This window comes from Streptosporangium vulgare (assembly GCF_042428775.1).
Taxonomy (GTDB): Bacteria; Actinomycetota; Actinomycetes; order Streptosporangiales; family Streptosporangiaceae; genus Streptosporangium; species Streptosporangium vulgare.
The window spans coordinates 111,449-130,805 of the sequence record NZ_JBHMBS010000006.1; the positions used below are offsets into that span (position 1 = coordinate 111,449).

Annotated in this window: 16 protein-coding genes, 1 tRNA gene, 1 pseudogene and 1 riboswitch; of the genes and pseudogenes, 10 read left to right on the forward strand and 8 right to left on the reverse strand. The window is 70.3% G+C overall.

What is annotated here, in order from left to right:
• Positions 1–36: 36 nt before the first annotated feature.
• From ACFFRH_RS14695 to ACFFRH_RS14710, 4 genes are all read right to left on the reverse strand, one after another.
• Entirely contained in the window at positions 37–1,401 is a 1,365-nt protein-coding gene (locus ACFFRH_RS14695; protein ID WP_344748558.1) for a purine-cytosine permease family protein, read from the reverse strand.
• A riboswitch (TPP riboswitch) is annotated at positions 1,393–1,531 on the reverse strand. It overlaps the preceding gene by 9 nt.
• Positions 1,532–1,778: 247 nt before the next feature.
• Positions 1,779–2,102: a rhodanese-like domain-containing protein gene (locus ACFFRH_RS14700; protein ID WP_344748559.1), complete on the reverse strand. Its 324-nt coding sequence runs from the start codon at positions 2,100–2,102 to the stop codon at positions 1,779–1,781.
• A 159-nt stretch (positions 2,103–2,261) separates the two neighbouring features.
• Positions 2,262–2,867, reverse strand: coding sequence for a TenA family protein (locus ACFFRH_RS14705; RefSeq protein ID WP_344748560.1), 606 nt, complete (start codon positions 2,865–2,867; stop codon positions 2,262–2,264).
• Positions 2,868–2,882: 15 nt separating this feature from the next.
• Entirely contained in the window at positions 2,883–3,470 is a 588-nt protein-coding gene (locus ACFFRH_RS14710; RefSeq protein ID WP_344748561.1) for a DM13 domain-containing protein, read from the reverse strand.
• 249 nt (positions 3,471–3,719) lie between these two features.
• Here ACFFRH_RS14710 and ACFFRH_RS14715 point away from each other — a divergent pair, with 249 nt between their 5' ends.
• Positions 3,720–4,364 carry a GOLPH3/VPS74 family protein gene (locus tag ACFFRH_RS14715; RefSeq protein ID WP_344748562.1) on the forward strand — a complete coding sequence of 215 codons (645 nt, stop codon included), beginning with the start codon at positions 3,720–3,722 and terminating at the stop codon, positions 4,362–4,364.
• A 209-nt stretch (positions 4,365–4,573) separates the two neighbouring features.
• Here the strand turns inward: ACFFRH_RS14715 and ACFFRH_RS14720 are convergent, their stop codons facing one another.
• Complete coding sequence (locus ACFFRH_RS14720; protein ID WP_344748563.1) at positions 4,574–5,794, reverse strand: LCP family protein; 1,221 nt, start codon at positions 5,792–5,794, stop codon at positions 4,574–4,576.
• Positions 5,795–6,150: 356 nt separating this feature from the next.
• Here ACFFRH_RS14720 and ACFFRH_RS14725 point away from each other — a divergent pair, with 356 nt between their 5' ends.
• Together ACFFRH_RS14725 and ACFFRH_RS14730 are read left to right on the forward strand one after the other, a co-directional pair.
• The gene (locus ACFFRH_RS14725) at positions 6,151–7,650 is read left to right on the forward strand and encodes a hemolysin family protein (protein WP_344748564.1); all 1,500 of its coding nucleotides are present in this window, start codon (positions 6,151–6,153) and stop codon (positions 7,648–7,650) included.
• On the forward strand, positions 7,647–8,681 hold the full coding sequence (locus tag ACFFRH_RS14730) for a hemolysin family protein (protein WP_344748565.1): 1,035 nt from the start codon (positions 7,647–7,649) through the stop codon (positions 8,679–8,681). Before ACFFRH_RS14725 ends, ACFFRH_RS14730 begins: the two co-directional genes overlap by 4 nt.
• Before the next feature lie 646 nt (positions 8,682–9,327).
• On the opposite strand, the gene ACFFRH_RS14735 is transcribed toward ACFFRH_RS14730, so the two are convergent.
• Positions 9,328–9,410: transfer RNA gene (locus ACFFRH_RS14735), tRNA-Leu, on the reverse strand.
• A 166-nt stretch (positions 9,411–9,576) separates the two neighbouring features.
• Here ACFFRH_RS14735 and ACFFRH_RS14740 point away from each other — a divergent pair.
• The 7 genes and pseudogenes from ACFFRH_RS14740 (at position 9,577) to pknB (ending at position 18,406) form a co-directional block, all read left to right on the forward strand.
• Entirely contained in the window at positions 9,577–10,317 is a 741-nt protein-coding gene (locus ACFFRH_RS14740) for an FHA domain-containing protein (RefSeq protein WP_329088344.1), read from the forward strand.
• A 17-nt stretch (positions 10,318–10,334) separates the two neighbouring features.
• Positions 10,335–10,802, forward strand: coding sequence for an FHA domain-containing protein FhaB/FipA (locus tag ACFFRH_RS14745; RefSeq protein ID WP_344748567.1), 468 nt, complete (start codon positions 10,335–10,337; stop codon positions 10,800–10,802).
• A complete protein-coding gene (locus ACFFRH_RS14750; RefSeq protein ID WP_386156941.1) occupies positions 10,799–12,109 on the forward strand; it encodes a Stp1/IreP family PP2C-type Ser/Thr phosphatase in 1,311 nt (436 codons plus the stop codon). The genes ACFFRH_RS14745 and ACFFRH_RS14750 overlap by 4 nt, the downstream gene beginning before the upstream one ends.
• A gap of 4 nt (positions 12,110–12,113) precedes the next feature.
• Positions 12,114–13,493, forward strand: coding sequence for an FtsW/RodA/SpoVE family cell cycle protein (locus ACFFRH_RS14755; protein WP_386156943.1), 1,380 nt, complete (start codon positions 12,114–12,116; stop codon positions 13,491–13,493).
• Entirely contained in the window at positions 13,490–14,947 is a 1,458-nt protein-coding gene (locus ACFFRH_RS14760; RefSeq protein WP_386156946.1) for a peptidoglycan D,D-transpeptidase FtsI family protein, read from the forward strand. The genes ACFFRH_RS14755 and ACFFRH_RS14760 overlap by 4 nt, the downstream gene beginning before the upstream one ends.
• Positions 14,944–15,699, forward strand: a pseudogene (locus ACFFRH_RS14765) (protein kinase domain-containing protein); the annotation flags it as partial. The gene ACFFRH_RS14760 and the pseudogene ACFFRH_RS14765, both read left to right, overlap by 4 nt.
• An 838-nt stretch (positions 15,700–16,537) precedes the next feature.
• Positions 16,538–18,406 (forward strand): Stk1 family PASTA domain-containing Ser/Thr kinase, encoded by a 1,869-nt coding sequence (gene pknB / locus ACFFRH_RS14770; protein WP_344744885.1) that lies wholly within the window; start codon positions 16,538–16,540, stop codon positions 18,404–18,406.
• A gap of 192 nt (positions 18,407–18,598) precedes the next feature.
• Here pknB and ACFFRH_RS14775 read toward each other — a convergent pair whose 3' ends face one another.
• Both ACFFRH_RS14775 and ACFFRH_RS14780 read right to left on the reverse strand, forming a co-directional pair.
• Positions 18,599–19,171, reverse strand: a complete 573-nt coding sequence (locus tag ACFFRH_RS14775) for an anthranilate synthase component II (protein WP_344744886.1) — start codon at positions 19,169–19,171, stop codon at positions 18,599–18,601.
• Positions 19,168–19,326: a hypothetical protein gene (locus tag ACFFRH_RS14780; RefSeq protein ID WP_344744887.1), complete on the reverse strand. Its 159-nt coding sequence runs from the start codon at positions 19,324–19,326 to the stop codon at positions 19,168–19,170. Before ACFFRH_RS14780 ends, ACFFRH_RS14775 begins: the two co-directional genes overlap by 4 nt.
• Positions 19,327–19,357 lie beyond the last annotated feature (31 nt).

The following is a 19,357-nucleotide window of genomic DNA, read 5'->3' on the forward strand; positions in this document are numbered from 1 at the left end:
CCTCACGGTCAGGAGCGCGCCGAGAGCCCCTCGCGGTCAGGAGCGGCGCCGGAGCGCGCCGAGGGCCAGGGTGACGAGGCCCGCGACGAGGAAGGCGCCGACGGAGGCGCTCATCCACGGCTGCGGAACGAAACCGAGCGCGTCGCGGGCGCCGTTCCAGAACGAGGTCCACCACGCGAGCTCCGGGGCGCTCGGCAGGGCCGCGAACATCCACCAGGTCGCGAAGCCCAGCCCCCACGGGAGCACCATGAGCGGGCGCGAGGGCGCGGTCTCCGAGGTGTCCCAGTGCCTGGCCCCGCCGAGCAGGAAGTAGTCGACGGCGAGCACCGCGAACATCGGCACGAAGACCGCCCCGATGAGGCCGAGGAAGCCGGTGTAGGTCTCGGCCTTGACGAAGATCGCGAGCAGGGTGACCAGCACGCCGATGGCCGCGGAGATGATCCGGCGGTCCAGCCTGGGCAGCAGGTTCTGCAGCGACATCGCGGTGGAGTAGACGTTCACGAACGACTGGTCGGTCTCGCGCAGCACCAGGATGCCGAAGAACAGCGGGCCGAGCGCCGCGGCCACGAAGGGGTCCCAGACCTGGTTCGGGTCGTTGCCGACCAGCGCGAGCGCCGCGATGCCGAGGACGAGGCAGGCCACCTGGGCGATCGTGTAGCCGCCGACGACACCGGCGAACGCGGCCCTGCCGGAACGGGAGAAGCGGGCGAAGTCCGCCGCGACCGGCACCCACGAGACCGACAGCGCGATCACGTAGTCGACCGAGGGGGCGAACGCCTCCCAGGATCCGCCTCCGATCGCCGGTCCCCGCTGGAACAGGGCGACCATGAACCAGATCATCGAGATCACCACACCGGCGGTGACGTACCTGCGGAGCAGGCGGACCGCTCCCAGCGGCCGGATGGTCAGCGCGGTGGTGATCACCCCCGCGACGACCACCCAGACCGCGTAGGGCACCTCGACGCCGAAGGATCCGGCGATGCCCTGGGCGCCCTGGGCGATGACCCACAGCTCGAAGGCCCCCCAGCCCAGCATCTGGACGATGTTCAGCACGGTCGGGAGGTAGGAGAGCCTGGCCCCGAAGAGGCCGCGCAGCAGGACCATCGCCGGAGCGCCGGTCCGCTGCCCGGGAATCGCGGCCAGGCCGACCATCGCGGTGCCGATGACGCTGCCCGCGACGGCGGCCAGGATCGCGGCCACGAAGCTCAGCGGCCGGTCGCCGAGCGGATTGATCAGCGCGATCGCGCCGGAGAAGCCGAGCAGGCTGACACCCAGGTTGGCCCAGAGCGCGCCCTGGTCGAGCACGCCGAGGGCCTTGGGAGGAGCCTCACCGAGCGTCAGAGGTGCCTCGACCGTCCCGGGGTCCCCGGAGCCTTTGGAATCAACGGCGGCAGACGTCATCGCGCACACTCCCTACGCCGGCATTACCCGGACAGGTTCATGCGGTCGGCGGCGCGTCGGAGGGTTCAAGACCCTCTGCGTGGTTCCGCCCTCTCAGCCCGGTTACGCCCGAGCTCCCGCGGTAGACATTCGCCCTGATTATGCCATTCATTCCTTTCTTGGCAAGAGCCTCGGCGAGGGCTCCCCTCGCACGGCCCGGGGACGGATCGGGCGGCTCCGGCCGCTCGGACGGCTCGGACTGGTCGGACTGCTCCGGCCACTCGGAGTGGTCGGACTGGTCGGACTGGTCGGACTGGTCGGAAGGCACAGGCCACTCGGAGGGATCGAACGGATCGGACCGCCCGGACGGCACAGGCCGCTCGGACGGATCGGACCGCTCAGGCGACGAAGGGGTCCTGACCGCTCTCGGCGATCATCGGGCGCCCCGCGCCGTCCCAGGACTGCATGCCGCCGCCGACGTTGATCGCGTCCCAGCCGACGTGGTTGAGCCAGGCGGTGGCGTTCGCGGAACGGCCGCCCACCCGGCAGATCACGTAGACGGGCGCGCCCTTGGGCACCTCGTCGACCCGGGACTGCAGCTCACCCAGGGGAATGTGGACGGCACCGGGCGCGTGCCCGGCACGCCACTCGTCGTTCTCGCGCACGTCGAGCAGGAACGCGTCGTCCGGCACGGCCTGCGCCTCGACTTCAGGAACACTCATACGCCCATTGTTCCAACTCCTTCACCGGATGGGACGCAAAGCCACGTGGATGCCCTCATCCGGACCTTCGATTTCCCCTTATAGCAGGCTAATTCGGTACGTCCAGCTCTGCCGAATCGCCCGAATCACGACGGCGGCCGGGCATCGGGGCGAACGGGGTCAGGGCACGTCCCAGAAGGCGAGTTCGTGGGCCATCCCCTCGGTGAACAGCCTCCCGGCCCTGCCCGGCTCCGGCGCCGCCTCGTCGATCATCACCGCGACGCGCCCGGTCAGCTCGGCGAAGGCCGGGTGGGCGTAGGTGTCGACCCAGGCGCGGTAGCGGGGCTCGGCCGGCGGGTTCTCCGCCAGGGCGCGGCCGAGCGTGGAGTAGCCCCACATGCAGGGGTAGAGCGCGGCCAGGCCGTCGGCGTAGACGGCCGCGGAGTCGAGCAGGAAGGAGGTGTACGCCGCGCACGCCGGCCCCTTCCTCGCCCCGCCGAGGTCGGCGCCGAACTCGGCCGACAGCGACCGGTGCAGGCTCAGCTCCTCGTGGAAGGTCGCGTGCGCCAGGTCCACCAGGTCGCCCAGGTGCCCGTCGGGGGCCTGCCAGGCGAGTCGCGAGAAGACGCGGACGTAGTCGAGCAGGAACAGGTAGTCCTGCTCCAGCCACGACCGGAACACCGGCTCGGGCAGGTCTCCCCGCGCGATGCCCACCACCGTCGGGTGGGCGAGCTGCGCCTCGACGAGCGGGCGGCCGATGACGTGGAGTTCCTCAGAAACGCTCATGGGTCGGAGATTGTGTCAGGTGAGGGCGGCGGCGCCGAAGGAGACACCGAAGCGCTTGCACCAGATGGTGACGGACCTCAGGCTGTCGAGGTCGGCCCCGGCGGGGACGGCGTAGTTGGCGTTGCCCCTGTTGCCCTTCAGCTCGCCGAGTTCGAGGTGCTCGCCGTCGTCCAGGTTGAACCACCCGGCGTTGCCCTTCCTGACGGGCTGGTCGCTGAGCCAGACCCGCAGGTCCGGGCCGTCGGAGGTGTCCAGGTCCTCGATCCGCAGGACCCGGCTCCCGTCGGGCAGCTCCAGCACCCTCGCCCTGCCCTCGGTCTCGTGCTCGTGGGAGATGAACGTCCCCTTGGCCAGGACCTTCGGCTCCCGGGCGGGCTCGGTCGCCCTGGCGGACCCGCTCGGCCCACCCGGCTCGCTCGGCCCACCCTGCCGGGTGGCCTCGGGCCCGGGGGACGCCGCCGCGGTGGGCAACGCCTCGTTCACCTCGACGGTGGTGAACAGGCGCCACGGCTGGAACAGGTACAGCGCGACACCGAGCGCGACGGCGCCGAACGCCAGGACACCCCACGTGACGGGATGGCGGAGCAACCTCTTGACCCTCATCGGACACCTCCGGCGTGGAGACCGTCGGCCTCCGGTGGCGAGCGGAAACGCGGAGACCGGCGGCTTCCGTCTACGAGCGGGAACGCGGAAACCAGCCGGCCTCCGGTGACGGACGGGAAGTCGAGATGTCCCCCCTGCCTCGGTGCCGACGCTATCCGCGGCACCGCCCTCGATCGCTTACGGAGTGCTTACGATCGCCGCCCATGGCGGATTCACGGCCGCGCGGCTCCCGCGACGTAGGGTCGAACGATGACGACGATCGCTGAGGAAGTGCTCCTGCTCGCGTACGACGAGGAGCAGGGCAGACAACTCATCGGCTCCTCGGAGCTGGACGCCGCGCTCGGCGGCGCGCTGCTGGCGGAACTCGCCGTCGGCGGCCGGATCGACCTCGCGGACAAGAAGGTCGCCGTTCTCGACGCGACCCCGGTCGGGGACGAGGAACTCGACGCGGCGCTGGCCAGGATCGCGGCGGAGTCCAGGGCGCGCAAGCCCGAGTGGTGGGTGCAGAGGCTCCACTCCGGCAAGCTCCGCGTACGCCTCCTGTCCCGCTTGGCGGAGCGGGGCGTGCTGGACGAGGAACGGCGCAAGATCCTGGGGATCTTCCCGAGCACCCGCTACCCCGAGCGCGACCCGGGCGTCGAGCTCGCGATCCGCGAGCGGGTCCAGAGCGTGCTGTCCGGTGCCACCCCCGACGAGCGGGACGCGGTGCTGATCGCGATCCTGCACGCGGCCAAGATCGACCGTAAGGCGTTCCCCGGCGCGAGCAAGGAGCGGATCAAGGAGATCACCGAGGGCGAGTGGGCCGGCAGGGCGGTCTCCCAGACCATCGCCGCCGTCAACGCCGCCGTCATGACGGCCGTGATGGCGGGGGTCGTCGTCAGCACCGTCAGCTGAGGTCCGCGGGCCCCCGCCGGGCGGGTGCTGTCACGAAGGCGCTCCGCCCGGCGGGGACGTCCGGGTCCCGCGCCCGCCCCGGCTCCGCGTCACCTCGGCCGGGAGGACCGGGCGAAAAGACCGTCGGGCGCGGACCGTCGGCCGGTACCCCGGTCCGGGGACCGGGCCGAAGCCGGTGGCGGGGGCGAAGCCGGTGGCGGGGCGGGGCCTCACTTGCCGAGGGCGTCCTCGGGTACGGGCTTGTCCTGGGCCAGGGCGTCGAACATGCGCAGGGCCTTCTCCCGGTCCCACTTGACGACGGACTGGCCGTCGATGGTGGGCAGGGAGCCGATGGGCACGACCGTGGTGACCGGGTTGCCGCCCATGGCGAGGCCGAGGGAGAGCAGGTCGAAGGCGCCGGTCTCCTCGCCGACGGACACCGAGTCGGCCGCGCTCAGCGCGAGCGGGACGGACGTGAAGGGGTTGATCAGGACGCCGGGGCTCGCCGCCTTCTTCACCACCGCGGAGAAGAACTGGCGCTGGCGCTGGGTCCTGTCGAGGTCGGGGATCGCGCCGGTGGCGCGGGTGCGGACGTAGCCGAGGGCCGTCCCCCCGTCCATGGTCTGCAGGCCCTTCTTCAGGTTGATCCCGGCCTTGGGGTCCTTGATCGCCTGCTTGACGTTGATCTCGACCCCGCCGATGGCGTCCACGATCCCCACGAAGCCGCCGAACCCGATCTCCATGTAGTGGTCGATACGCAGCCCGGTGACCTGCTCCACGGTCTTGGGAAGCAGCTGCTGGCCGCCCTCGAAGGCGTAGGCGGCGTTGAGCTTGTTGCTGCCGTGGCCGTCGATCGGCACGTACGAGTCGCGCGGGAGGCTGACCAGGGTCGGCCGGTCGTCGCCCTCGGGGATGTGCAGCAGCATCATCGTGTCGGTCCTGCGGCCGACGGCCTTGCCCGTGGCGAGCTTCTTGCGCTGGGCCGCGGTCAGGCCCGCGCGGCTGTCGGAGCCGACCAGCAGCCAGTTGGTGCCGGGGGTGTCGGCGGGACGGCCCTCGTAGTCGGTGAGCGCCTCGATCTTGGTCAGCCGCGAGTTGATCACGAAGTATCCACCGATGGCCAGGACGAGCAGCACGACGACCAGTCCGGCGAGGATCCGCACGACGAGCCTGCCGGGACGCTTCGGCCGCCAGCCGGGCATGCGCGACGAGATCCCGCCACCCCGTCCGCCGGAGTCCCCGGGCGGGGCCGGGGGCGCGTTCAGCGGCTTGACCGGGCTGGAGCCCGACCTGGCCTTGCCGTACACCCGCCCGCCCCGGGGAGGCGGCACCTCGCGTGACGCCTCCTCCCGGACGGGCGCCTCCCGCTGTGAGGACGCCGGCTGCCGGACGGGCGTCCCCAGGCCGCCGGGCGAGGGGTAGGCGGGCTGCCCGGCCGCTCTCTGCGGCACGGGCCCCGGCGTGGGCGATCGCAGCGCGCGAGTGCGATCGTCGTCTTCGGGCCTGTCAGCCACGTCTGTCCCGCCACTTCTTGATCTCATGGTGAAAACGTCATTATCGACGCTACGTCGTGGCTCCGGCGCCTGCCGCCAGGTACCCAAGGTTTCCCTATGTAAAAGTACTCAGACAGGTTGTCGGCGACCAACAATGCGATCGTCGGCCGATCCGGAAACATCAGCCCCCACCCGGATCGTTACGGTAGAGGACTACCTCTGCTCGAAAGGATGATCGTGTCCACTCCGGACCCGTGGAATACCAGCCCGTGCGAACGCACGGGCACCACTGAACAAACCGGGAGAGCCGCCCGGTGAACACGGCTCTGGGCCTGCTGGCCATTCTCCTTCTCACCCTCGCCACCGGCTACTTCGTCGCCCAGGAGTTCGCCTTCGTCGCGGCGGACCGCGGGGTGCTGCGCGAGCAGGCCGAATCCGGCGACGCGGCCGCGGCACGGGCGCTGGAGGTGACGGGACGCCTGTCGTTCATGCTGTCGGGCGCGCAACTCGGCATCACCGTGACCGCCCTGCTCGTCGGCTTCATCTCGGAACCCGCCATCGCCACGGTCCTCCGTCCCTGGCTGGAGAGCGCGGGAGTGCCGCTCGGGGCCGTGCCCGGCATCGCCGTGGCGCTGGCCGTCGCGGTGGCCACCGTCGTCCAGATGGTCTTCGGCGAGCTGGCCCCCAAGAACCTGGGCATCGCCCGCCCCGAGCCGGTGGCGAAGTTCCTCGCCCGCTCGACGATGATCTACCTGCGGATCGCCGGGCCGGTCATCCGCCTGTTCGACTCCGCCGCCACCGGCCTGCTGCGCCGGGTCGGCGTGGAGCCGGTGGAGGAGATCGAGCACGGCGCCAGCCCCGAGGAGCTGTCCCGGATCATCTCCGAGTCCGCCACCGCGGGTGACCTGCCGCCGAGACTGTCGGAGCTGCTGGGCCGCGCCCTGGAGTTCGGCGACCGCACCGCCGAGGACGTCATGGTGCCGCGTCCCCGCGTGGTGCTGCTGAGGGACGACCGGCCGATCTCCGACCTGGTCGACGCCGTCCGCAGGCACGGCCACTCCCGCTACCCGGTGCTCTGCAACCAGAACGGCGACGACGTCGTCGGCGTCACCGGCGTACGCGAGCTGCTCAGGTCGGGGCTGACCGACGGCACGCTGGAGAAGATCACCCGTCCCGCGCTCCTGGTGCCGACCTCCTCGCCGCTGCCCCTCGTGCTGGAGCGCATGCGCACCGCCCGCGACGACCTGGCGTGCGTCATCGACGAGTACGGCGGCCTGGCCGGCGTGGTCACCATCGAGGACCTCGCGGAGGAGCTCGTCGGCGAGCTCGTCGACGAGAACGACCCGGAGCCCGCCGGGGTCGTCGTGGGCGACGAGGGCACGTGGGACCTGCCGGGCACGCTGCGGCTGGACGAGATCGAGCGGGCCATCGGGCTGCAGCTTCCCGAGAGCGACGACTACGACACCGTCGCGGGCCTCGTGCTCGCCACCCTCGGCCGGATGGCCGAGCCCGGCGACCAGGTGACCGTCACGCTCACGTCGCGGAACGACCCCCTGGAGAACGACAGCGCCGACGAGAGGGAGGCGGTGCTCTCCGTGCTCTCGGTGCACCGCAGGGTCCCCGAGTGGGTGCGGCTGTCGCTCGCCACACCGCAGGACGCCGATCCCGGGGACGCCCCGGAGGCGAGAACCGGGGACACCAAGGAAACCCGGGAACCCCAGGAAGAGGACGAAACGGCGATGACCGCGCCGCTGATGATCGAGCGTGGCCCCGAGACGCCCATGATCGAGCGGAGCGAGGCGAGGCGGCGATGAGCACCACCTCCGCCCTGCTGCTCGGCGTGGCCCTGCTGATCGGCAACGCCTTCTTCGTCGCCGCCGAGTTCGCGGTGATCTCGGCCCGCAGGCACCGCCTGGAGGAGCTCGCGGGCCGGGGAGGCCGGTTGACCCGGATCGCCGCCCGCGCCGCCGTACGCGGCGGCAGGGAGCTCTCCCTGATGCTGGCCGGTGCCCAGCTGGGCATCACGCTGTGCTCGCTCGGCCTGGGCATGGTGACCGAACCGGCCATCGAGCACCTGCTGGAGCCGGTCTTCGCCGCGGTCGGCCTGCCCGAGTCGCTGCGGGTCCCCGTCTCGCTCGTGATCGCGCTGGCGTTCGTCACCTTCCTGCACATGGTGATCGGCGAGATGGCCCCCAAGTCGTGGGCGCTCACCCATCCGGAGGTCGCGGCGATGGGCCTGGCCCTGCCGTTCCGCGGCTTCACCTGGATCGTCCGGCCGGTGCTCGCCGCCCTCAACGGGCTGACGAACGGGATCCTGAGGCTGTTCGGGGTCGATCCCAAGGACGAGCTGGCCACCACCAGGACCCCGGTCCAGCTGGCGATGCTGGTCGGCGAGTCGGGCCGGATGGGCCTGCTCGACCGCGACGAGCACGACCTGCTCACCCGGGCCCTGCGGGTCCACCAGCAGCCGGTGGAGCGGCTGATGCTGCCGCTGGAGAAGACCACCTCGGTGCCCGCCGACGCGACGAGCGAGCAGATGCGCCAGGTCGCCGCGCGCGACGGGCACCTGCGCATGCTGGTCACCTCCGGCAGGCCGGGCGACGTCCTGGGCGTGGTGCACGTCAGGGACATCCTCGTCCGGCCGGAGGCGAGCCCCGCCGAGCTCGCCCGCCCGGTGCCGCGCCTGGGCAAGGCGACCACGATCCCCGACGCGGTCTCCACGCTCCAGGACGCCCACGCGCACCTGGGCCTGGTCACGGACGGCGGCGGCGAGGTGGTCGGCATGGTGAGCCTCACGGACCTGCTCGGCGAGATCCTGGACGTACGGATTCCCGCGACCCGGTAACGGTCCTCTCGCCCCTCCGCGTCCGCGGGTGCGGCGCCGGCAACGATCCCCCGCCCGCGGGTGCGGCCCCGGTAACGGTCCTCTCGCCTCTCCCCGTCCGCGGGGGCGGCGAGAGACCGGCAAGAGCCGGCGAGACCGGCCCGGACCGGCCGGACCGGTGAGAGGCCGTCAGACCGATCACCGGACCGGTCGTGGGCGATCACCGGACCGGCCGCCGACCGATCACGAGACCGGCCGAGACTGTCGAGGACTGTCCAGGACCCGCGAGGCCGATCAACGGACCGGATGGGACCCGGCGTGACCGATCAAGGAACCGGCGGGAGGACGACACGGGCCGGGGAAAGATTCTTCCCCGGCCCATGTTCTCTGTCGGCGTAATCGGGTAGCGGCGAACCCGTGCAAGTCATCCGAAAGTGATCAGCAAGCGTGGCCGGGTAGAACCGATAGGCATGTCGTAGTGGCCCAAAAACCACAAGACCCATGCGTAACCCCTGAGACTTCTCTATAACGGAGCGAGCGACTACCTTGATCGATGATCGACTCGGCCCGCCACGAGACCCGACGGATGGCTCAGATGGATACGCGGTTTCCCAGGAAACGACAAAACCCCGGTCGCGGTGTCCGCGTGACCGGGGTGATGATCTTGTGGGCGAGGAGGGATTTGAACCCTCACGTCCTTTCGGACACACGGACCTGAACCGTGCGCGTCTGCCGTTCCGCCACCCGCCCTTGTTGGGTGCGGTCGAAACATTAGCACGGATCAGCCGGTACCCATGAACCCGGATACGATCCTCCTAGATGCGAAAGCGGAGCAGCTGGGTGCGAGAGAGCGAGGAACGAGCCAACGAGCCCCCAAGCGGCCGCGACCACATAGACGGAGGAGGGGAGGTACCCGGTGGGAGTCCTTCAGCGTTTCGAGCGGAGGCTCGAAGGTTTGGTTGAAGGGGCCTTTGCACGGGCGTTCAAATCTGACCTTCAGCCGGTAGAGGTCGCCAGTGCGGTCCAGCGGGAGATGGACGAGCGGGCGGCGATCGTCGCCCAGGGACGCACGCTCGTGCCCAACGACTTCGTGGTCGAGCTGTCCACGACCGACAACGAGCGGTTGGAGGTCTACTCCGACAGCATCAGCCACGAGCTGGCCAACCTCGCCAGGGAGTACGCCAAGGAACAGGGTTACTCCTTCGTGGGGCCGGTCAGGGTCCGCTTCGAGACGGCCGACGACCTCGCGGTCGGCCTGTTCCGCATCCGCTCGGGCGTGATCCGTGGCGCGACGGTCGAGCAGGACGAGATCCGCCAGCCGGTGAGCGACGTGCCCGCCGCGAAGTCCCACGCCTTCGGGGGCCGCCCCCGCCTGCTGGTGTCCACCCAGGACGACCCGCAGGGCCAGCGGTCCTTCGACCTGACAACACCGGTGACCCTGCTCGGCAGGGGCACCGACTGCGATCTGCGGCTGGTGGACCCGGGTGTGTCCCGGCACCACGCCGAGCTGCGAGTGGAGGGTCCCCTGGTCGCGCTCGTCGACCTCGGCTCCACGAACGGCACCTTCGTCAACGGCCAGCCGGTTCGCCGGGTCGAGCTCCAGAACGGCACTCGCGTGACGCTGGGGCGAACGACTCTGGTTTTCCGGCGCGATTAAAGGTAAACAGACGGTCCATGTCCGAGCTCACGCTGCTGCTGATCCGGCTCGCCTTCCTCGCGGTGCTGTGGTTCTTCGTGATTGCCGCGGTCGGCGTGATCCGGACAGACTTGTTCGGATCACGCACGGCCGCCGCCGTCCCCGCGCGCAAGGCCCCCAAGCCGGTGAAGGCCCCGGCCAAATCCAAGAAGGGGGAACCACGGGAGATGGTCGTCACCGGTGGCCCCCTTCAAGGCACCACCATTACCCTCTCGGAGACGCCCATCACCATCGGCCGGGCGAACGACGCGACGCTGGTAGTCAGCGACGACTACGCCTCCAGCCGGCACGCCCGGCTCTTCCCCCAGGACGGTCAGTGGATCGTGGAAGATCTCGGCTCCACCAACGGCACGTATCTTGACCGCTCCAAAGTCACCCGTCCGACTCCGGTGCCGCTCGGTGTTCCGATCCGCATTGGCAAGACCGTCATCGAATTGCGCAAATGACCATCGCACTCCGTTACGCCGCCCGCTCTGACGTCGGCCTCCTCCGCGAAGGCAACGAGGACTCCGCCTACGCCAGCGGCCGCCTGCTCGCCGTCGCGGACGGCATGGGCGGCCACGCACACGGCGAGGTGGCCAGTTCGGTCGCCATCGCCGAGATGTCCTCGCTCGACACGGACGCACAGGGAGGTGACCTGCTCAGCGCCATCGAGGCGGCGGTACGCGACGCCAACCGCAAGCTGCACGAGATGGTGAGTCACAACCCCAGTCTCAAGGGCATGGGCACCACCCTCACCGCCATGCTCTGGTCGGGGACGAGGGTCGCCCTGGTCCACGTCGGCGACTCACGGGCCTACCTGCTGCGAGCCGGGGAGCTCTACCAGATCACGCACGACCACACCCTCGTGCAGTCACTGGTGGACGACGGCCGGATCACCCAGGACGAGGCCGCCACCCACCCACAGCGGTCGATCCTGTTGCGGGCGCTCGACGGCAGCGGCGAGGTCGACCCCGACCTGTCCCTGCGCGAGGCCCAGATCGGCGACCGCTACCTGCTCTGCTCCGACGGCCTGTCCGGGGTGGTGAGCGCGGAGACACTGCACCACACGCTCTCCACGATCGAGGATCCCGACGGGGTGGTCCGCACCCTCATCGACCTGGCCAACCGGGGCGGCGGCCCCGACAACATCACCTGCGTCCTCGCCGACGTGCTGGAGGTGGACGAGACCCACGTACCGCGCACCGACGCGGCCGTGGTCGGCGCCGCCGGTTCCAGCATGCCGCGGTCACAGCCTCCGGACACCCCGGCGGGCCGTGCCAGCGCGGTCACCATGCCGCAACCCGTCATCTCCGACGACGACGACAACGACGAGCCGATCATCAGGGCCGCGGCCCGACCGGCCAAGCGCCGCCGGCTGTGGCCTCTTCTGGCCGTGGCGGGCGGCGTCGTCGTCATCGGCGGCGGCTTAGGCTGGTACTTCGGCGGGCAGTGGCTGGAGGACCAGTACTTCGTGGGGGCCAAGGGCAACGAGATCGTGGTCTTCCAGGGCGTGAAGACCAACCTGGGTCCCATCGAGCTCTTCGACGTCGCCCGCAGCACCGCGGAGTCGATCACGACTCTCGGCGCGTTCCAGCAGGGCCAGGTCCGCGACGGCATCCCCGTCCCCACCGTCGAGGCGGGCCTGAAGAAGATCGAAGAGCTGAAGACGTCCGCGGCCAAAGCCGACCGGAAGGAAGAGCCGACCGCAACCCCGAGCGCCTCCGCGTCCTCCGCGCCCGCCAGGGCCCCCGAACCCACAAGGTCACAGTAAAAACATGAGCACCCCTAGCGCCGAGCCGGTCCCGCTTCCCGCCAAACGGCGGGTGGCCCAGTTGGCGATGCTCGCGTTCGCGGTCGCCATCGTGATGCTGGCGTACGCCAACGTGGGGCTGGCCCTCGACAACCAGATCCCCTCGGGAATGCTCACCTACGGCCTCGGCCTGGGCGGCCTCATGCTCGCCGCCTACCTGGTCCTGGCCAAATTCGCACCCTGGGCCGATCCACTGATCCTGCCGCTAGTGACGCTGGTCAACGGCATCGGGCTGGTGATCATCTATCGCCTTGAGGCGTCCGGCATGAAGGGTGCCTCGGCCACCAACCAGCTGCTGTGGACCGCGGTGGGGGTCGTCATGTTCTCCGTGACGCTGATCGTGCTGCGCGACCACCGCGCGCTGCAGCGTCTGACCTACACCATGGGCGCCCTCGGCCTGGCGCTGCTGATCTCGCCGCTGCTGCCGTTCGTCGGCAAGGAGATCAACGGCGCCCGCATCTGGATCGGCATCGGCGGCTTCACCCTCCAGCCCGCGGAGTTCACCAAGCTCGCCCTGGTCATCTTCTTCGCCGGCTACCTGGTCGCCAAGCGCGACGTGCTCGCCCTGGCCGGGCGGCGGCTGCTCTTCATCGACCTGCCCCGGGCCCGCGACCTGGGACCGGTCCTCATCACCTGGGGTCTCAGCCTGGGCGTGCTGATCCTGCAGAAGGACCTCGGCTCCTCGTTGCTGATCTTCGGCACGTTCATCGCGATGCTCTACATCGCCACCCAGCGCACCTCGTGGGTGCTCATCGGCATCCTGCTCTTCGTCGGTGGAGCGGTCCTGGCGGGGCTGCTCTTCGACCACGTCGCGGCCCGCTTCGAGGTCTTCCTCGACCCGCAGAGCCAGGAGCTGTACGACCGCGAGCTCGGCGGCAGCTTCCAGCTCATGCAGGGCCTGTTCGCCATGGGACAGGGCGGCGTGCTCGGCACCGGTCTCGGCCAGGGCCACCCCGACCTGATCCCGCTGGCCTTCTCCGACTTCATCTTCACCGCCGCCGGCGAGGAGCTCGGCCTGACCGGGCTGATGGCCCTGCTGATGGTCTACGCCCTGCTGGTGGAGCGCGGCCTGCGCACCTCGATCGCGGCCCGCGAGCCGTTCTCCAAGCTGCTCGCGGGCGGCCTGTCGTTCATCCTCGCCTGGCAGGTGTTCATCATCGTGGGCGGCGTGACCAACCTGATCCCGCTGACCGGCCTGGTCACCCCGTTCATGTCCCAGGGCGGATCGGCGCTGCTGGCTAACTGGATCCTTATCGCGCTGCTGGTACGCATGTCGGATACGGCGAGGAAGCCTCCGCCCCAGGCCATCCAGGACGAAGGAATGACGCAGGTGTTCCAGCGATGAACGGTCCCCTCAAGCGCGCCGCCCTGGCCTGCCTGCTCATGTTCGGCCTGCTCATGATCAACGTGAACTACCTGCAGGCCGTGCGCGCGGAGGACCTGCGCAAGGACTCGCGCAACACCCGCAACTTCTACGCGCGCTACGAGATCGAGCGCGGGCGCATCACCGCGGGCGACAAGGTCCTCGCCGAGTCGGTCGACACCGGCGACCCCGAGTTCCGTTTCCAGCGGCGCTATCCCGAGGGCAAGCTCTACGCCCCCATCACCGGGTTCTTCGCGCCCGAGAGCGAGCGCGACATGGAGCGGGCCGAGAACAGCCTCCTCAACGGCACCAGCGCCGACCTGCTGATCCGGCGCAGCATCGACCTGTTCACCGCGAAGCAGAGCAAGGGCGCCAACGTCGACCTGACGATCAACCCCCGGGCGCAGGAGGCGGCGTACAAGGCGCTGGGCGAGAGCGGCAAGAAGGGCGCGCTGGTCGCGATCGAGCCGAAGACCGGGGCGATCCTCGCCATGGTCTCGATCCCCACCTACGACCCCAACCTGCTGTCCAAGCCCAGCAAGGAAGACGTCAACAAGGCCTACAACAAGCTGGACAAGGACGAGGACAAACCGCTGGTCAACCGGGCCATCGAGCGCACCTACCCGCCGGGCTCGACCTTCAAGGTGGTCACCACCGCCGCGTACCTGGAGAGCGACGACACGGTGGGCCCGGATACCCAGGTCGACGCCCCGCAGCGGCTGGATCTGCCCAACACCACCGCCGACCTGCCCAACTACGGCGGCGCGGCGTGCGGCGCCGGGCGGGTGACGCTGTCGTTCGCGCTGGAGAAGTCCTGCAACACCCCGTTCGGCAAGATCGCGATGGACCTCGGCTACGAGGCGCTGCGCGACCAGGCGCTCAAGTTCGGCATCGGCGGCGAGCCGATCGAGATCCCTCTGCCGGTCGCGGGCAGCGGCATCGGCCCCGAGGAGGACCAGGCGGCTCTCGCCCAGGCCTCGATCGGCCAGCGCAGCAACCAGATGACCCCGCTGCAGATGGCCATGATCGCCGCCGGTATCGCCAACAACGGCGTGGTCATGAAGCCGTACCTGGTCAACAAGATCGCGGATTCCGAGGGTGGCGAGGTCGCGAGCGCCGACCCCGACGAGCTGGACACCGCGATGAGCGAGGACAGCGCGCGCAAGCTCCAGGAGATGATGGTCAACGTCGTCAACAAGGGCACGGCGAGCGCGGCGCAGATCCCGGGCGTGACGGTCGGCGGCAAGACCGGCACCGCGGAGACCTCCGAGGGCCGTGACCCGCACGCGTGGTTCATCTCCTTCGCCCCCGCGGAGGACCCCAAGGTCGCCGTCGCGCTGATCGTCGAGTCCGGGAGCGCCGGCAGCGACGCCTCCGGTGGTCACACCGCGGCCCCGATCGCCAAGAGCGTGATGGAAGCGGTGCTGGGTAGATGACCGCGTTGCTCGGGGGCCGGTACCGCCCGCTGGGGCGGATCGCGTCGGGCGGCATGGGTGAGGTGTGGCGGGCCAAGGACGAACTCCTCGGCCGCGAGGTCGCGGTGAAGCTGCTGCGCCCGCACGTGGCGGAGGATCCGGCCTTCCGCCTGCGGTTCCGCTCCGAGGCGCGCATCGCGGCCGGGCTGTCCGATCCCGGCATCGCGCAGGTCTTCGACTACGGCGAGGGCGGCGGCGTCGCCTACCTGGTGATGGAGCTGGTGCCCGGGCAGTCCCTGGCCGGCATCCTCGCCCGCGACGGCGCCCTGAGCCCCGAGATCACCCTCGACGTGGTCCGCCAGACCGCCATGGGCCTGCACGCCGCGCACCGCGCGGGGATCATCCACAGGGACATCAAGCCCGGGAACCTTCTGGTGACCGAGGCGGGCGTGATAAAGATCACAGACTTCGGCATCGCGAGGGCGCTGGAGGCGGTGCCGGTCACCCAGACGGGCATCCTGATGGGCACCGCGCAGTACGTCAGCCCCGAGCAGGCGTCCGGCGACCCGCTCACGCCCGCCACCGACATCTACTCGCTCGGGGTGGTCGCCTACGAGTGCCTGACCGGGCAGGCGCCGTTCCGCGCCGAGACGCAGGTGGCGATCGCCCTCATGCACATCGGCGAGCCCCCGCCGCCACTGCCGGAGCGGATCCCGCAGGCGGTCCGCGACCTGGTCATGGCGTGCCTGGCCAAGGATCCGCTGCGGCGCCCGGCCAGTGCCAGGGAGCTGTCGGAACGGGCGGACATGCTGCTCGACGCGCTGACCGCCACCGGTGCCACCGGTCTCGGCATGCTCACCGACCCGGTGGGCTGGCGCGCGGAGCCCGCGAACGAGTGGCCCCAGGAGGTCACCAACGCCTTGGCCGTCCCCCTCCGTCCCGAGCCCGGCCCGGAGGCGGGCCCCGGTCAGGGCACGGGCTCCGGGGCGGGCGGGGGCTCCGGGGCGGGCGGGGGCTCCGGCAGCGGTTCCGGCGGGGGCCCCGGTCACGGTGCGGGAGCCGGTGCGGGCACGACCCCGCCGGGCGCCGTCCCGGCGCGTCGCGGGCGCCGCGGCCTGCGCAGGACGACGGTGATCGTCGCCACGGTCGCGGGGTGCGCCGCCGCGGTCGGGCTGGGGGCCCTGACGGTCCACGAGCTGACGAACCAGACCGGCGACAGCGAGCCGGGAGAGCCGGTCGTACGGACGAGCCCGGCCACCACGTCGCCGACGGCACGGCCGACGAAAAGCAAGCCGCCGACGAGCAGACCGCCACTCTCACCGACGAAGTCGGCCCGCCCGTCGGTCACGCCGTCGGCTACGGTAAGCACATCGGCCACGCCCACCGCAAGGCCGAGTACGTCGCCACCACCCAGCCCCAGCCCGACGACTCCCACCCCGACACCAACCACCCCGACGGTGACACCGAGCCTCACACCGAGCACAACTCCTGAACCCGGTGACACAGACCCGCCGAATGAGGAGACGTGATGCGGCAACGGGTCGATGATGGACACCGGTGGCCCAAGAGCTCACCGGCACCCAAGATGAACGGTAAGGGACAGTGCAGGAAATGACTCAGCCCCGACGCCTCGGCGATCGCTACGAGCTTGACGGCGTCGTCGGGCGTGGCGGCATGGCCGAGGTCTATCGCGCCCGAGACATCCGGCTGGATCGGATCGTCGCCATCAAGACCCTTCGCGCGGACCTGGCCAGGGATCACATCTTCCAGGCGCGTTTCCGCCGGGAGGCGCAGTCGGCCGCGTCACTGAACCACCCGTCCATCGTCGCGGTCTACGACACCGGCGAGGACGTCTCCGAGGGTGCGCCGGTGCCCTACATCGTGATGGAGTACGTCGACGGCCGCACGCTGCGCGACCTGCTGCGGGCCGACCGGCGGCTGCTGCCCGAGCGCGCCGCCGAGCTGGTCGACGGGATCCTGCGGGCTCTGGACTACAGCCACCGCGGCGGCATCGTCCACCGCGACATCAAGCCCGCGAACATCATGATCACTCGCAACGGCGACGTGAAGGTGATGGACTTCGGCATCGCCCGCGCGATGGCCGACTCGGCCGCGACCATGACGCAGACCGCCCAGGTGATCGGCACCGCCCAGTACCTCTCGCCGGAGCAGGCCAGGGGCGAGCGGGTCGACGCCCGCAGCGACCTCTACTCCACCGGCTGCGTGCTGTACGAGCTGCTGACCGGGCAGCCGCCGTTCACCGGTGACTCGCCGGTCGCGATCGCGTACCAGCATGTGCGCGAGGACCCGATCCCGCCGTCGCAGATCGACCGCGACATCCCCCAGTGGGCCGACGCCATCGTGCTCAAGGCGATGGCCAAGGACCCCGCGCACCGCTACCAGAGCGCCGGGGAGATGCGGGCCGACATCCAGCGGGCGATGTCCGGCATCCCGACGGACGCCCAGACGATGGCGCTGAGCGCCAACAACGGCTACGGCTCGGCCACCCGGACGATGCAGGCCCCCGGTCCCGGCGGCCCGGCCACCCAGCGCACCACCGCCGTCCCCGCGTACGAGTACGGCGAGGAGGGCGGCGGCCCGCGCACCGGCGGGGGCGGCCGTCGCCGGCAGCAGGGCGGCGGGAACACCGCGGTCAAGACCGCCGCGTGGATCCTCATCCCGCTGCTGGTCATCGGGGCCTTCATCGGCGTCGGCTACATGTTCCTCAGCTCGCCGGGCACTCCCACCACCGACGGCAAGGTGAAGATCCCGCCGCTGGTCTCGCAGACCGTGGAGGCGGCGAGCAAGAGGCTCACGGATCTCGGCCTGAAGGTGAAGATCGTCGAGGAGTTCGACGAGGAGATCCCGAAGGGCTCGGTGATCGAGAGCGACCCGTCGGCCGACCACGAGGTCGACAAGGGCACCGAGGTGACGCTCAAGGTCTCCAAGGGGATCGAGAAGGTCGAGGTGCCCACCGTCCTCAACATGAGCACGGAGGACGCCACGAAGACCCTTGAGGACGCGGGCTTCGAGGTCAACCTGCAGACCAAGCCCTCCAGCCGCAAGCAGGGCATCGTCTTCGAGACCGTGCCCGCGCCGGGCAAGAAGGCCAACAAGGGCAGCACCGTCCGGATCTACGTCCCCAAGGAGGCGGTGGAGGTTCCGGGCGTGGTGAACCTCACGCTCGCGGACGCCAAGAACGCGCTCAAGGAGGCGGGCTTCAAGTGGAAGGTCGTCGAACAGCCGAGTGACCTGCCCAAGGACACCGTGCTGAGTCAGTCTCCCGAGGCGGGCGGCAAGTACCAGCAGAACACGACCATCACGCTGATCGTGTCGAGCGGGGCCCCGCCCGAGCCGACCGAGCAGCCGACCACTCCCGAGGAGCAGCCGACCATTCCCGAGGAGCAGCCGACGGAGGACACTCCCACGGAGCCCGACGACGGCACGATCTTCAATGAGGCTCCGCCCGACGGGAACTGACCGGAGCACCTGACGAAGGCCCTCGCGACCACGCGGGGGCCTTCCTCGTTCGGGAGGGCGGTCGGGAGCGCAGGGGGCCGGGGCCGGAAAGCCTGGAAACAGGGGGCCCGGAAACGGGGAAGAGTCCTTCCGCCACTCGGGGGCGATGGCGGAAGGACTCTCACTGGTCAATCGTCCAGGACGGGTTCCGCGTTACAACAATCTTTCGAGCCAGTTTCCGAGCAGCCGGTGACCGTGTTCCGAGATCACCGATTCGGGATGGAACTGCACGCCCTCGACGGGGGCGGTACGGTGGCGCAACCCCATGATCACACCGTCGTCGGTGGTCGCGGTGACCTGGAGGATCTCCGGCACCGTTTCCGGCAGCACCGCCAGCGAGTGGTAGCGCGTCATGGTCACCGGTGACGGCAGGCCGGAGAAGACACCGCTCCCGTCGTGCGAGATCGCACTGGTGCGGCCGTGCACCAGCTCGGGCGCCCGCCCCACGGTCGCCCCGTGGGCGATGGCGATGGCCTGGAGCCCCAGGCAGACACCGAGCAGCGGGACGCCGTGGGCCTCGCAGTGGCCGACGAGCGGGACGCTCACCCCCGCGTCCTCCGGAGTGCCGGGGCCGGGACTGATCAGGACCCCGTCGAAGCCACGGACGTCCTCCACCGCGACCCGGTCGCGCGGGCGCACGTCGCAGGTGGCGCCGAGCTCGCGGAGATACTGGACGATGGTGTGGACGAAGCTGTCGTGGTTGTCGACGACGAGGACGCGGCTCATCGGCCCACGGTGGTCAGGTCGAGGGAGATGCGAGGTTCGATCCAAGGGAACACGACATACCAGAGTACGCCCGCGACCAGCCCGGCCAGCACCAGGGCGGTGAGCCCCCTGGCCACGAGGTTTCCGGGAAGCATCCGCCAGATCCAGCCGTACATGGGATCTCCTTCCTGTTCTGGCCTGTCCGGG